Annotated in this window: 15 protein-coding genes, 1 tRNA gene and 1 pseudogene; 9 read left to right on the top strand and 8 right to left on the bottom strand. The window is 61.1% G+C overall.

The genetic code is table 11. From position 1 onward, the window contains the following. Nucleotides 1-37 precede the first annotated feature (37 nt). The gene (gene plsY, locus AZSP09_RS14600) at nt 38-673 is read left to right on the top strand and encodes a glycerol-3-phosphate 1-O-acyltransferase PlsY (RefSeq protein WP_152090449.1); all 636 of its coding nucleotides are present in this window, start codon (nt 38-40) and stop codon (nt 671-673) included. Between the two features lie 111 nt (nt 674-784). Continuing rightward, the gene (locus AZSP09_RS14595; RefSeq protein ID WP_152090448.1) at nt 785-1429 is read left to right on the top strand and encodes a hypothetical protein; all 645 of its coding nucleotides are present in this window, start codon (nt 785-787) and stop codon (nt 1427-1429) included. Nucleotides 1430-1727: 298 nt separating this feature from the next. On the opposite strand, the pseudogene AZSP09_RS14590 reads toward AZSP09_RS14595, so the two are convergent. Both AZSP09_RS14590 and tsaD read right to left on the bottom strand, forming a co-directional pair. Continuing rightward, nucleotides 1728-2193 (bottom strand): annotated as a pseudogene (locus AZSP09_RS14590) (ATP-binding protein); the annotation flags it as partial. Between the two features lie 72 nt (nt 2194-2265). Then, on the bottom strand, nt 2266-3294 hold the full coding sequence (gene tsaD / locus AZSP09_RS14585) for a tRNA (adenosine(37)-N6)-threonylcarbamoyltransferase complex transferase subunit TsaD (protein WP_152090447.1): 1029 nt from the start codon (nt 3292-3294) through the stop codon (nt 2266-2268). 113 nt (nt 3295-3407) lie between these two features. Between tsaD and rpsU the strand changes: the two genes are divergently transcribed. The 5 genes from rpsU to AZSP09_RS14560 all read left to right on the top strand — a co-directional run bounded on the left by rpsU (nt 3408) and on the right by AZSP09_RS14560 (nt 8259). Beyond that, a complete protein-coding gene (gene rpsU, locus AZSP09_RS14580; RefSeq protein WP_014236313.1) occupies nt 3408-3620 on the top strand; it encodes a 30S ribosomal protein S21 in 213 nt (70 codons plus the stop codon). Nucleotides 3621-3713: 93 nt separating this feature from the next. Beyond that, nucleotides 3714-4160 (top strand): GatB/YqeY domain-containing protein, encoded by a 447-nt coding sequence (locus tag AZSP09_RS14575; RefSeq protein WP_014236312.1) that lies wholly within the window; start codon nt 3714-3716, stop codon nt 4158-4160. 40 nt (nt 4161-4200) lie between these two features. Further along, on the top strand, nt 4201-5955 hold the full coding sequence (gene dnaG / locus AZSP09_RS14570) for a DNA primase (RefSeq protein ID WP_152090446.1): 1755 nt from the start codon (nt 4201-4203) through the stop codon (nt 5953-5955). A gap of 80 nt (nt 5956-6035) precedes the next feature. Beyond that, nucleotides 6036-8006: an RNA polymerase sigma factor RpoD gene (rpoD, locus tag AZSP09_RS14565; protein WP_014236310.1), complete on the top strand. Its 1971-nt coding sequence runs from the start codon at nt 6036-6038 to the stop codon at nt 8004-8006. Between the two features lie 176 nt (nt 8007-8182). Further along, a tRNA-Ile gene (locus AZSP09_RS14560) sits at nt 8183-8259 on the top strand. Between the two features lie 176 nt (nt 8260-8435). On the opposite strand, the gene AZSP09_RS20765 is transcribed toward AZSP09_RS14560, so the two are convergent. Further along, nucleotides 8436-8690, bottom strand: a complete 255-nt coding sequence (locus AZSP09_RS20765) for a helix-turn-helix domain-containing protein (RefSeq protein WP_152090445.1) — start codon at nt 8688-8690, stop codon at nt 8436-8438. 80 nt (nt 8691-8770) lie between these two features. On the opposite strand from AZSP09_RS20765, the gene AZSP09_RS14550 reads away from it, so the two are divergent. Both AZSP09_RS14550 and AZSP09_RS14545 read left to right on the top strand, forming a co-directional pair. Further along, the gene (locus tag AZSP09_RS14550; RefSeq protein WP_152090444.1) at nt 8771-9301 is read left to right on the top strand and encodes a zinc ribbon domain-containing protein; all 531 of its coding nucleotides are present in this window, start codon (nt 8771-8773) and stop codon (nt 9299-9301) included. 75 nt (nt 9302-9376) lie between these two features. Continuing rightward, entirely contained in the window at nt 9377-9895 is a 519-nt protein-coding gene (locus tag AZSP09_RS14545; RefSeq protein WP_152090443.1) for a hypothetical protein, read from the top strand. 7 nt (nt 9896-9902) lie between these two features. Here the strand turns inward: AZSP09_RS14545 and AZSP09_RS14540 are convergent, their stop codons facing one another. From AZSP09_RS14540 to AZSP09_RS14520, 5 genes are read right to left on the bottom strand one after another with little or no spacing between them, the layout of a single operon-like run. Continuing rightward, nucleotides 9903-10130: a hypothetical protein gene (locus AZSP09_RS14540; protein ID WP_152090442.1), complete on the bottom strand. Its 228-nt coding sequence runs from the start codon at nt 10128-10130 to the stop codon at nt 9903-9905. A 4-nt stretch (nt 10131-10134) separates the two neighbouring features. After that, nucleotides 10135-10317 (bottom strand): hypothetical protein, encoded by a 183-nt coding sequence (locus AZSP09_RS14535; RefSeq protein WP_152090441.1) that lies wholly within the window; start codon nt 10315-10317, stop codon nt 10135-10137. Beyond that, complete coding sequence (locus tag AZSP09_RS14530; RefSeq protein ID WP_152090440.1) at nt 10314-10529, bottom strand: hypothetical protein; 216 nt, start codon at nt 10527-10529, stop codon at nt 10314-10316. The genes AZSP09_RS14535 and AZSP09_RS14530 overlap by 4 nt, the downstream gene beginning before the upstream one ends. Beyond that, entirely contained in the window at nt 10526-10999 is a 474-nt protein-coding gene (locus AZSP09_RS14525; RefSeq protein ID WP_152090439.1) for a DUF5681 domain-containing protein, read from the bottom strand. The genes AZSP09_RS14530 and AZSP09_RS14525 overlap by 4 nt, the downstream gene beginning before the upstream one ends. Before the next feature lie 46 nt (nt 11000-11045). Beyond that, nucleotides 11046-11762, bottom strand: coding sequence for a hypothetical protein (locus AZSP09_RS14520; RefSeq protein ID WP_152090438.1), 717 nt, complete (start codon nt 11760-11762; stop codon nt 11046-11048). Between the last annotated feature and the right edge of the window lie 234 nt (nt 11763-11996).

Raw genomic sequence — 11996 nt, 5'->3', positions numbered from 1 at the left:
CATTGTACCTCTATCGCCACTTCACCACCCATCGCCCATGACTGCCGCCCAATCCCTGCCCCTGCCCCTGGCCCTGCTGGCCGCCTATCTGCTGGGCTCCGTGCCCTTCGCCGTCATCGTCAGCCGCGGCTTCGGCCTGAAGGACCCCCGCTCCTACGGCTCCGGCAACCCGGGAGCCACCAACGTCCTGCGCAGCGGCAACAAGCTGGCCGCCCTGCTGACCCTCCTCGGCGACGGCGCCAAGGGCGCCGTGGCGGTGCTCCTGGCCCATTACTTCCTTGCCGGCCAGGCCCTGGAACCGGCCATGGAACGCATCTTCCTCGGCGGCGTGGCCCTGGCCGTGTTCTTCGGCCACCTCTTCCCCGTCTTCCTCAAGTTCAAGGGCGGCAAGGGCGTCGCCACCGCCGCCGGCGTCCTGCTGGCCCTGGACCCGCTGCTGGGCCTGTCGGTACTGGGCGTCTGGCTTGTGGTCGCCGCCCTCTCCCGCTATTCCTCCCTGGCTGCCCTCTGCGCCGCCGCCGCCTCGCCCCTGCTGGCCGGCATGATGTGGGGCTTCAACCTGCTGGTGGCGGCCGTGGCCGTCATGGCTATGGCCCTGGTGGGCAAGCACTGGGTCAATATCCAGCGCCTCCTGGCCGGGCAGGAATCGAAAATCGGCAACAAGAAGAAGTAATGAAATAGGTACTGCAAGGTGGGACGGCTACAGCAGTTTAAGCGATTCCCTTGCGATCCCTGGAGCAGCGAAGTTGCTCATCACCACGTATCTAACCCTAGGAACCCCTTAATGGCCAATACCAATACTTCCTATCTGCGGTTTATCCTCGGTCTCGCCTCACCTGCTCTGATCACTTTGGGTACCGCTCTACCTAGCGTAAAAACGTCGTTGGGGTACACCTACACCATCTTCGGAGCCCCGATGTACACCATCTATGCCCTAGCAGCCGCCCTGGTGGCTTTCAATCTTACCTCCGACAAAATCGAGGCAGGGCTGGCCAAGCGGTTGCAAATGGTAAGCTTACTGTTTATCGGAGCCGTGTTGGTCTATGGAGCATCCTTCTGCATTGAAGGTATTAACTGGTTCCATTATCAAACCGCCTACGACGCTCCTACTATCCAAAGCGTGAAGCTGGAAGCGTTTTGGCAGACCCTGGCAGCCTACGACGGTCGTGTTTATCCCATGGTAGGAAGCCTGCAGATCGGCTACAACACCTGGGGCCCCGGCGTATCTTTGAACAACGTGCCCATTTACCAAGAGGCGATCAATTCTCTGAGCTATGACCGGGTGAAGGATCTACTGGCCAAAGCCGGCTTGCCCATCGTGTGGTACCCCTTGGGCTTCCTTTGCTACGTAGGAGCTTTGGTGACCCAAGCCCTGATTCGGCCTTTGAAGAAGGAAGACGTTCTGGAAGCAAGTTCCCAGCCTCAATAAGGCGTAGCAAGGACAGGGGGCTCTTGGCCCCCTGTCTTTTATAGCGTGATGCAGCAGCATCTTAGAATCACCAAAGCTGGTACACAACTAGCATTCCACCTTCGCGCCATCGATCATCCGGCCGCCCTCAAGCCCCCCTCGAATTCGCAGGACTGTCGACAGCCGTTTAAATCTGACCCGTGGTTTCCATCCAAATTTGACCCATGGGTTATGTGCGCAGAACAGCTACGCCCCTGTGAATATGAGCTGGCTTTGAAACGCTAGGACTCTTTGCCGAGTCTCGACGATATGGCTGCATATGGGCCAGACGATCCAATAGTGCTGTAATCGTCTTGGCATCCCCAAAGACGTTGCCCCACTCGGTGAAGGATTATTCGTCGTGATCATCTCGCTCGTGTGCTGGTAGAGCTTCGAGATCAGATGAAACAACACCCCGTCTACCTGACTAAATGGGGAAATAGCCAAGCTCATCAAGAGTCACCAAATCAACATGCGTCAGCCGATAAGCCAACTTCCCCTAGCGGCCGGGCGTCTTCTCTTGTTCCAGCTTATTGACTAGTTCTACCGCCGATAAGAAGCATACCCGTCGGCCATGACGCTGGATCGCCTCAATACCGATAGCCGTTACCAAGTGCGTTTTACCTGAGCCAGGACCACCGATGAGCACCGCCTGCTATGAGTCCGCCACCATGGAGTCGGCGAATCGAGGCTTCGTCAGCTCGCGACTGGGAGAAATCGAACCCTGCCAGGTCTCGGTGCGCAGGTAAGAGGCTCCTCCGAATTTATCAACCAAAATCCAGAGGGGCTTGCCGCAAGGTGCCTTTTCTGGGTGCGGCCTACAGGGTCAGCTCGGAGAGGGGCCAGCGGGGCCGGATGGCAATGGGCCCCGCCGCCTTGGCCTGGGCACCGGCCGCTAGGCGCAGGGCGCCGGCCAGGGCGATCATGGCGCCGTTGTCGGTACAGAACTCCAGTTCCGGGTAATAGACCTGGATGCGCGCCTTCACCGCCTTGGCATTAAGACGCTGGCGCAGCTCCCGGTTGGCGCCGACGCCGCCGGCCACCACCAGCTGCTGCATGCCGGTCTTTTTCACCGCCGCCAGGGCCTTGGTCACCAGCACATCCACGATGGCATCCTGAATGCCGCGGCAGACGTCGGCCCGGGCCTGCTCGTCCAGTTCCTTGCCCCGCACATAGGTCAGCACCGCCGTCTTCAGGCCGGAAAAGGAGAAATCCAGGTCGCCCGAATGCAGCATGGGCCGGGGGAAGACCACGGCGCCGGGCTTGCCGCCTTCCGCCAGCCGGGCCAGGGCGGGCCCACCCGGGTAGCCCAGGCCGAGCAGCTTGGCCGTCTTGTCGAAGGCCTCGCCGGCCGCATCGTCCAGGGTTTCCCCCAGCAGTTCGTACTGGCCGACGCCGCTCACCCGCATGATCTGGGTATGGCCGCCGGAAACCAGCAGGGCGACGAAGGGGAAGCGGGGCGGACTGGCGGAGAGCAGGGGCGACAGCAGATGCCCTTCCAGGTGATGCAGGGGCACGGTGGGCTTGCCCAGGGCCGTGGCCAGACCTTCGGCGAAGGCCGCCCCGACCAGCAGGGCGCCGGCCAGGCCGGGCCCCTGGGTGTAGGCGATGGCATCCACCTGCTCCAGGGTGCGGCCGCAGTCGGCCAGGGCCTGGCGCAGCAGGGGCACGGTGCGCCGGATGTGGTCCCGGGAGGCCAGTTCCGGCACCACGCCGCCGTACTCCCGGTGCATGGCAATCTGGGAATGGAGGGCGTGGCCAAGGAGCGTACCGGTACCGTCGGCGCCCATTTCATAGAGGGCAACCCCGGTTTCGTCACAGGAGGATTCGATGCCGAGAACAAGCATGGGCGCCATTCTAACCCATGCCGACGAGAAAATTCTTGTAAACCCCTTGGTAAACCGTTGACGTTTCGTTAGAATTGCCGGCTTTCTCTCACCGTTGTTTGGGACTGAATTCAATGCCTGCTATTCGCGTCAAGGAAAACGAGCCCTTCGAAGTGGCCATCCGCCGCTTCAAGCGCACTGTCGAAAAAACCGGTCTGCTGACCGAACTCCGTGCCCGTGAGTTCTACGAAAAGCCCACCGCCGAGCGCAAGCGCAAGCTGGCCGCCGCGGTCAAGCGTCACCACAAGCGGATCCGCAGCCAGACCCTGCCCCCCAAGATGTTCTAAGCCTCCCAGGCTTTCCTGACGCTGCAAGAGCCGTCCATCAACAGGTGGGCGGCTTTTGGTGTTTATAGGCTGCTGAAAAACAAAAGGACTCCCATGACGCTCAAGGAACGCATTTCCGAGGACATGAAGGCCGCCATGAAGGCCAAGGAAACGGCCCGCCTGGCCGCCATCCGCCTGCTGCTGGCCGCCATCAAGCAGAAGGAAGTGGACGAGCAGGTCACCCTGGACGATGCCGCCATCGCCGCCGTCATCGACAAGATGCTCAAGCAGCGCAAGGACTCCATCACCCAGTACGAAGCCGCCGGTCGCCAGGACCTGGTGGACGCCGAGAAGGCCGAGGTGGAAGTGCTTTCCGCCTACAAGCCCGCCGGCCTGTCCGAAGCCGAAGTCGCCGCCGCCGTGGCCAAGGCCGTGGCCGACAGCGGCGCTGCCGGCGCCGCCGACATGGGCAAGGTGATGGCCATCCTCAAGCCCCTGCTGGCCGGCAAGGCCGACATGGCCGAGGTCTCCAAGCTGGTCAAGGCCCGGCTCTCCGCCTGAAATCTCCCGGGCCGGCTGTCGCCGGCCCCGTTTGGCGCCCGTGATCCCCGAATCCTTCCTCCAGGAACTGCTGCACCGGGTCGACATCGTCGACCTCATTGACGGCTACGTACCGCTGAAAAAGGCGGGGGCCAACTACGCCGCCTGCTGCCCCTTCCACAACGAAAAGTCGCCTTCGTTCACCGTCAGCCCGACCAAGCAGTTCTATCACTGCTTCGGCTGCGGCGCCCACGGCACGGCCATCCGCTTTCTCATGGAGTATTCGGGCCTGGGCTTCATCGACGCGGTGAAGGAACTGGCCGGGCGCATGGGCATGGTGGTGCCGGAGGAGGCCGGGCGGGTCCGGCACGAAGGCCCCCGCACCGCCGAGCTGACCGAAGTCATGGGCAAGGCTGCCCAATACTATTTCGAGCAGCTCAAGCATTCGGACAAGGCCAAGGAGTACCTGAAGCGGCGCGGCCTCACCGGCGAGATCGCCCTCAAGTTCCGCATCGGCTACGCCCCGGACGGCTGGCAGAACCTGCAGGCCAGTTTTCCCAACTACGACGCCCCGGAATTGAAGACGGCCGGCCTGGTCATCGAGAACGACCAGGGCCGCCGCTACGACCGTTTCCGCGACCGGGTGATGTTTCCCATCATCAACCAGAAGAACGAGGTCATCGCCTTCGGCGGCCGGGTCATCGACCAGGGCGAGCCCAAGTACCTGAACTCTCCCGAGACCCCCCTCTTCGAGAAGGGCCGGGAACTGTTCGGCCTGCCCCAGGCCCGCCAGGCCCTGCGGGAGAAGAACACGGTGATCGTGGTGGAAGGCTACATGGACGTGGTGGCACTGGCCCAGCATGGTGTCGGCAACGCGGTCGCCACCCTGGGCACGGCCACCACCGCCACCCATGTGCAGAAACTGCTGCGCCAGGTGGACCGCATCGTCTACTGCTTCGACGGCGACGCCGCCGGGCGCAAGGCCGCCTGGCGCGGACTGGAGAACAGCCTGGAATCCCTGGCCGACAACAAGAGCATCGGCTTTGTTTTCCTCCCCCCCGAGCACGACCCGGACAGCTATGTGCGGGAAGTGGGCAAGGAAGCCTTCGAGCGCATGATCGACCAGGCCATGCCCCTCTCCGACTTTCTGCTGAAGGAGCTGGCCAGCCATTGCGACCTGACCACCTCGGAAGGCAAGTCCAAGCTGGTTTACGAAGCCAAGCCCCTGATCCAGCGCCTGGCCACTCCCCTGCTGCGCCTGCAACTGGTGAAGCGCCTGGCCGAGGCCAGCGGCTTTTCCCAGCAGGAAGTGGAGCGCCTGTGCGACCTCAAGCCCGTCGCCCGGGCGGCACCGGCACGGGCGCCGCGGCAGGCCCTGTCCCTGCCCCGCACCTTGCTGCGCCTGGTGCTGCACCGGCCGGACTTCGCCGCACGCCTGCCCCTGCACTGGCTGCCCGCCGACAGCACCGAAACCCGGGCCCTGCGGCGCCTGTGCGAACAGATCAAGCGGGATGCGGACCTGCCCAGCAGCGCCATGTTGTTGGAACGTTTGCGCGGCGGCGATGACGAAGCCATCCTGCAGAGCGCCGCCGCCAGCCTGTTGCAGAGCCCCCAGAGCGAAGAGGAAAGCGAACAGGAATTCGCCGGCGCCCTGGCCCGGCTGGAAATGAACTGGGTCGAGCAGGAATTCCGCCGCTTGCAGCACAAGGCTGCCGGCGGCGGACTCGACAGTGAAGAAAAGCGGGAATTTGTACATTTGCTGCAGGAGCGGGAACGCCTGCGCAAGGCCGGCATTCTGGCCGGGAGCGGTGACTAGAACCCTGGTTCGAGACCAGGGGGAAATGAGCCAAGTTGTGGTAGAATAAGCGGTTTTTCCAGGATTATCGGGACACGGTCATGGCAAAGGAAAAGGCAAAAGAAGTCGCCAAGGAAATTCTCAAGGCTAAATCATCCAAGGCCAAGGAGAAGGCGCTGCTGGAATCCGCCGGGGCAACCCAGGCCGCGACTCCGGTGGACGTGGAGACGCGCAAGACGCGCCTCAAGACACTGATCAAACTCGGCAAGGAACGGGGTTTCCTGACCTATGCCGAAATCAATGACCACCTGCCGGACGACGTCGTAGACGCCGAGCAGATCGAGTCCATCATCACCACCTTCAATGACATGGGCATCCAGGTCTTCGACGAGGCTCCGGCCGCCGAAGATCTGCTCATGTCCGACAACGCCCCGGCTGTCGCCGACGACGAGGAAGTGGAAGAAGAGGCGGAAGCCGCCCTGTCTACCGTGGACTCCGAGTTCGGCCGCACCACGGACCCGGTGCGCATGTACATGCGCGAAATGGGTACCGTGGAACTGCTGACCCGGGAAGGCGAAATCGAAATCGCCAAGCGCATCGAAGACGGTCTCAAGCACATGATCCAGGCCATTTCCGCCTGCCCCACCACCATTGCCGAAATTCTGGCCATGGCGGAAAAGGTGGAAAAGGAAGAGATGCGCATCGATGAAGTCATCGATGGCCTGATCGATCCCAATGCAGCCGAAGAGGAACTGGCCGCCGAGGAAGCCGTGGTTGAAGGCGACGACGAGGTCGAGGACGGCGACGACGAGGAAGAAGGCGGCGAAGGCGCCGCTGTTTCCGCCTCCCTGCTGCAGCTCAAGACCGATGCCCTGGAGCGTTTCGCCACCATCAAGACCCTCTACGGCAAGGCCCACAAGGCCCTGGTGTCCAAGGGCTCCCAGGACAAGACCTACCTCAAGCTGCAACAGCAGATTTCCGCCGAGCTGATGAACATCCGCTTCACCTCCAAGGTGATCGAGCGCTTGTGCGACAGCGTGCGCAGCATGGTGGACTCCGTGCGCGAGCGGGAACGCAAGATCCAGGAGCTGTGCGTGCGCAAGGTCGGCATGCCCCGCCCCCACTTCATCAAGTCCTTCCCGGGCAATGAAATCAACCTGGAATGGGTCGAGAAGGAAATCGCCGTGGCCAAGGGCTACGGCCCCATCCTCACCCGCACCGCCCCGAACATCCAGGAAGAACAGCGCAAGCTGCTGGCTCTTCAGGACCACATCGGCATCCCGCTGAAGGACCTGAAGGACATCAACAAGCAGATGTCCACCGGTGAAGCCAAGGCCCGCCGCGCCAAGCGCGAGATGACCGAGGCCAACCTGCGCCTGGTGATTTCCATCGCCAAGAAGTACACCAACCGGGGCCTGCAGTTCCTCGACCTGATCCAGGAAGGCAACATCGGCCTGATGAAGGCGGTGGACAAGTTCGAATACCGCCGTGGCTACAAATTCTCCACCTATGCCACCTGGTGGATCCGTCAGGCCATCACCCGTTCCATCGCCGACCAGGCCCGCACCATCCGCATTCCGGTGCACATGATCGAGACCATCAACAAGATGAACCGGATTTCCCGCCAGATCCTGCAGGAAACCGGTGCCGAGCCCGATCCCGCCACCCTGGCGATCAAGATGGAAATGCCCGAGGAGAAGATCCGCAAGATCCTGAAGATCTCCAAGGAACCCATCTCCATGGAAACGCCCATCGGTGACGATGACGACTCCCACCTGGGCGACTTCATCGAAGACACCGCCACCACTGCCCCGGTGGATGCGGCCCTGTACTCCGGCCTGCGGGAAGTGACCAAGGAAATTCTGGACACTCTGACCCCCCGGGAAGCCAAGGTGCTGCGCATGCGTTTCGGCATCGAGATGAATACGGACCACACCCTGGAAGAAGTCGGCAAGCAGTTCGACGTCACCCGGGAACGTATCCGCCAGATTGAAGCCAAGGCCCTGCGTAAGCTGCGCCATCCCTCGCGTTCCGACAAGCTGCGCAGCTTCCTGGACAACAACGGCAGCTGAGCCACGACAAGCATCACGGGCCTGTAGCTCAGTTGGTCAGAGCAGAGGACTCATAATAGAACGGGCTAAACTGCAAGAGCTTGCGAAAAACGTAGCAGTAGCAAGCACTTGCAGCGAGTAAGCAAAGCGCAGACAATCGCCGGTGTAACCAAAATGTACGCCGCGCAAACAGTTTCGGGCCTATAGCTCAGTTGGTCAGAGCAGGCGACTCATAATCGCTTGGTCGCAGGTTCAAGTCCTGCTGGGCCCACCATCCAAAGCCCCGCGCCGCAAGGCTCCGGGGCTTTTTCTTAGCCTACCGCCCAGAGTCGAGGAGCAGGTACACGGCGCGTACATACCGCCCTTAGGCCACGCTGCGCATGTGGTCGCCGCGACCCCATTGAGCCGGGGTCATTAGCGGCTTGTGCCGCCCCACAGCGCCACGGATTCCTACCCGCGTTGCCGCAGGTACTCTTTTTCCGTCTCCTGCACCAAATCCGCAGCAGAAACCCCCAGCGCTTGCCCCAATCCGATCAATGTCGTGATGGTAGGCTGCCTGACGCCTCGCTCAAGACGTGATACGAACGTCCGATCAACCTCAGCACGGTGGGCAAGCTCTTCCTGAGAGATGTTCCGATCCGATCTATATCGTCGTAGAACTTCCCCAAAAATCTTGCCAATGTCTGTTATTTCCGTGCTCGCCATAGACCACGAGCATGGTTTTCATGTAGCCTATAGTCCACGGCCTATAGGCACGGTGCCTATAGGATTCAGCAGGGGATGCTATGGCGCTGGTCAAATGTCATGAATGCGGGGCTGAGGTAAGTTCAAAAGCTAAGGCTTGCCCCTCCTGTGGCGCGAAGCCAAAAAGAAAATTCTCGGTTCTGAAATGGGGTGCGGGCATATTTGTCGCCTTCATCGCCTATGGCGCGTATGTGGACTCAAACATGACGCCAGAACAGAAGGCGGCCAGAGCTGAGGCGCGTGCAGCCCGAGATGCAGAAGACGCAAAGCAGGCAGCCGAGAAAAAGGCTCGCGACGATGAAAAGGCGTGTAGTAATCAGACGACGGCTTTCGTGATGTCGCAGTCGTTTGTCAAACAACGCCTGAAAGCACCGGCTAGCGCGGACTTCCCCTATGTAACAGACGATGGCGTAAAGACCAGCTATCGCGGGGACTGCACCCATGAAGTTCTGGCCTACGTTGATTCACAGAACAGCTTCGGGGCCAAGATCAGGACGAAGTATTACGTCAAACTGAAGAACCAGAAGGGAACTGACGATTGGCGACTACTCGATATCAAGATTAGTGAGTAGCCAGCAAGGCGCAGTTATTGGCACCGGCAGCGCTCCGCGCGAAAATGGCGGCCATACCTACAACGAGCTTGATAAATGCCGCTGTCCTCAACCCAAATCGGAGCAATAGGCGAGAACCTGCTGGTCAATGCAGTGATGAAAGCCAGCGACGGGCGCTTGTCGCCGTTTCAGCCCCTTGCCGACGATGACGGGCTGGACGTGCTTTTCTTCGACAAGGTGACGGGTAACTCGGTCGCCATCCAGTTGAAGTGCCGTACCGTGTCCATCCGCAAGCGTAACTCCGAAGAGCGCGGCAACGTCGTCCATTTCCAAGTCAGGCAAGCCACGTTCAACGAAGCACGGCGCGCCTACCTTGTCGCCGCGCTGTTCAACGAGGAACTGACGCACTTTGTAGCCACATGGTTCATACCGATGGCGCTGCTGCCCGAGGTGGGCAAGGACATATCCGGCAAGTGGGTCATTCGTCCCAGCAAGGCCGAAGGTAGCGCCGACCGCTACACCCCGTATCGGTGCCTGACCGCCGAGGAACTGGCGAACCGAATCATTGCCGTGTGCGAGGGCAAGCAAGCCGCGTCCGGTGCGCCGGACTGTTGATTTTCGGTCAGCGCAGCAACCCCCAGCCAGCAGTCCCGGCGCGTGCGGTGCCGTCGTCGATCCAGTTCATCAGACAGTGCAGCACCACAGGCCCATCAACCGGGCACATGCGACCGTCAGCAATGGCAGCGCCGAGCGTGTCACTGACCCAGCCGCGCATTTCGTCGGTGGCGCCGTGCGAGCGTTCCAGCTTCTTGAGTCGAACAAGCATGCCCTTGGCGCTGCTGATACTCACGTGATTACTCCCGCGACTCGCGCAGCGCCTCGCCCAGCTTGAAAGCGCGGAGCAGGTTCAAGTCGGACATGGTTTGCCGCTCTGCATGCGCCTCGATTCGGTGCTGCTGAATCTGTTGCAGGTCGTCGGGCGTTACGGTGTGCTTCACGGGCGCGTTCTCGCGCGGGTCGGTGTGCAGGTTTTTCAATGCAGTCTCTCCTTGCGGCATGCTCGCGCGCTGACCAGTGCGAGCAGTTGCGCAGCCTCCACGCGCACCGCCGGGTCAGGGCAGTCACGTATCACCTCAAGGCAGGTCTGCACGATCAGCTTGAGGCTGGCTTTGCGCTGCTGGGGTGTATCCCACATGGGCACCGTTCGCCAGCCGTGCTGCGGGATGCTGTCTGTGTCTCGAATGCTCATGCTTGTTTCTCCTCCAGCGCTACAAGGCGCGCTTCCAGTTCATCGACAGCACGGATGCCCGCGACCGACTGGATGCAGTCGATCAGGAGTTTCCCCGTGTCAGGGTCTATCGCACCCTCGCTGACACCCTTCAGAATTTGCCCAGCCTGCTCCGATAGCGGACGATCTTGCGACAATTCAAACTCCACCGTAGGCGCACGCGAGCGCAATGGGGGCTGGGCGCGTTGCAGCAACAGGTTCATCGCCGTCATGTCGCCTGCCTTCGCTGCATCAACGAGGACTTGCAGCAGCTCTGCCTTGTTCTCATCGAAGGCGCGGGCGACGAAGTTGGTTTTGTTCCGCGCGCCTTTTGGACGGCCAGCCGGGTTGCCGCTCACCCCGGGCTTGAACCCGCCACGGCGCGGCGGTTCCTGCGCAGCAGGGGAGTCCTGCCACGTCTTGAGCCATTCAGGCGATTGGGCTTCGGACACCTTGATTACCTCCGCTTGATGTTGTTGATAGCAGGAGCCAACAAGGTCACTGGCAAATGTCCTTGAGGACGAAGGCTTGCTCCGCTGCCGTCTTGGCTTTCCGAAGAGCAGCAGCCTTGTGCGGAGGCGCGCCAACTGCACGAGCCATTGACTCAAACACCAGCCCCGCGCGCTCTTCGATCATCTGTTTCGCGCCCTTCATTGCCTTGAGGCGCTGTGCCAGTTCAGGCGAGTTGCGTTCGTGGTAGTGACGGACATAGACCGCTTGGAAATTCGCATCGAGGCCGGACAGGTAAGGCGGAGACCCAAGCACTGCGCCAAGCGTCACGTGATCGGCAGCATCCAGCGCCTGTTGGATAAAGGCGTGGCGTTTCTCGGTCGGCATGTCGCGCACGAAGGCACGAATCTCACCGGCGATGCTGGCTGCCGCTTTCGATTCAATGGGCGTGGTGAGCTGCTGCTCCAGCGCCACGATTGCCTTGTCCAAGTTCGAGCGGGTCACGTCGAAGCTCTTGGTGATGCGGGCAAGGTGCTTCTGTGCAAAGTCATCCGTGTGGATGATCTGCTGCGCTTCGTTCCAGGTGGGATTCGCGGCAGCCGCCTCCTTCGCCGCCAAAACAGCACGCACGCCTTCATAGGCGGTGCTGAACGCGGTCATGGTCGGCGCGAGATACGGCGCGGTCTGCTCGTCAAAGCCGTCAATGCTCTTCACATTCTCGGGGTGAAGCGAGGGCGTAATTCGGTGATCCACGTTGTCTGTCATGGTGCAAACTCCTTGATAAAAGGCGCGTAACTGGTACGCATTGCATACACGCTAGGACTCTCGGCCGTAGGTCCGCAAGCAAAAGCAGCGCAAAAACAACGCCTTACAGTTCATTAAAAAAACAGAGAACAAGGTCTTCCATGTAATTGGGTCGGCATGTCAGCACGAACGAAGTGGCGGCAGCGCTGCCCCCTTGCTCCCCTTCGTATCCCTTGCCCAAAACGGCTCACATAC

The sequence above is a fragment of the Azospira sp. I09 genome, assembly GCF_009177135.1.
Lineage (GTDB): Bacteria > Pseudomonadota > Gammaproteobacteria > Burkholderiales > Rhodocyclaceae > Azospira > Azospira oryzae.
This window is presented reverse-complemented; position numbering and strand designations above follow the sequence as displayed.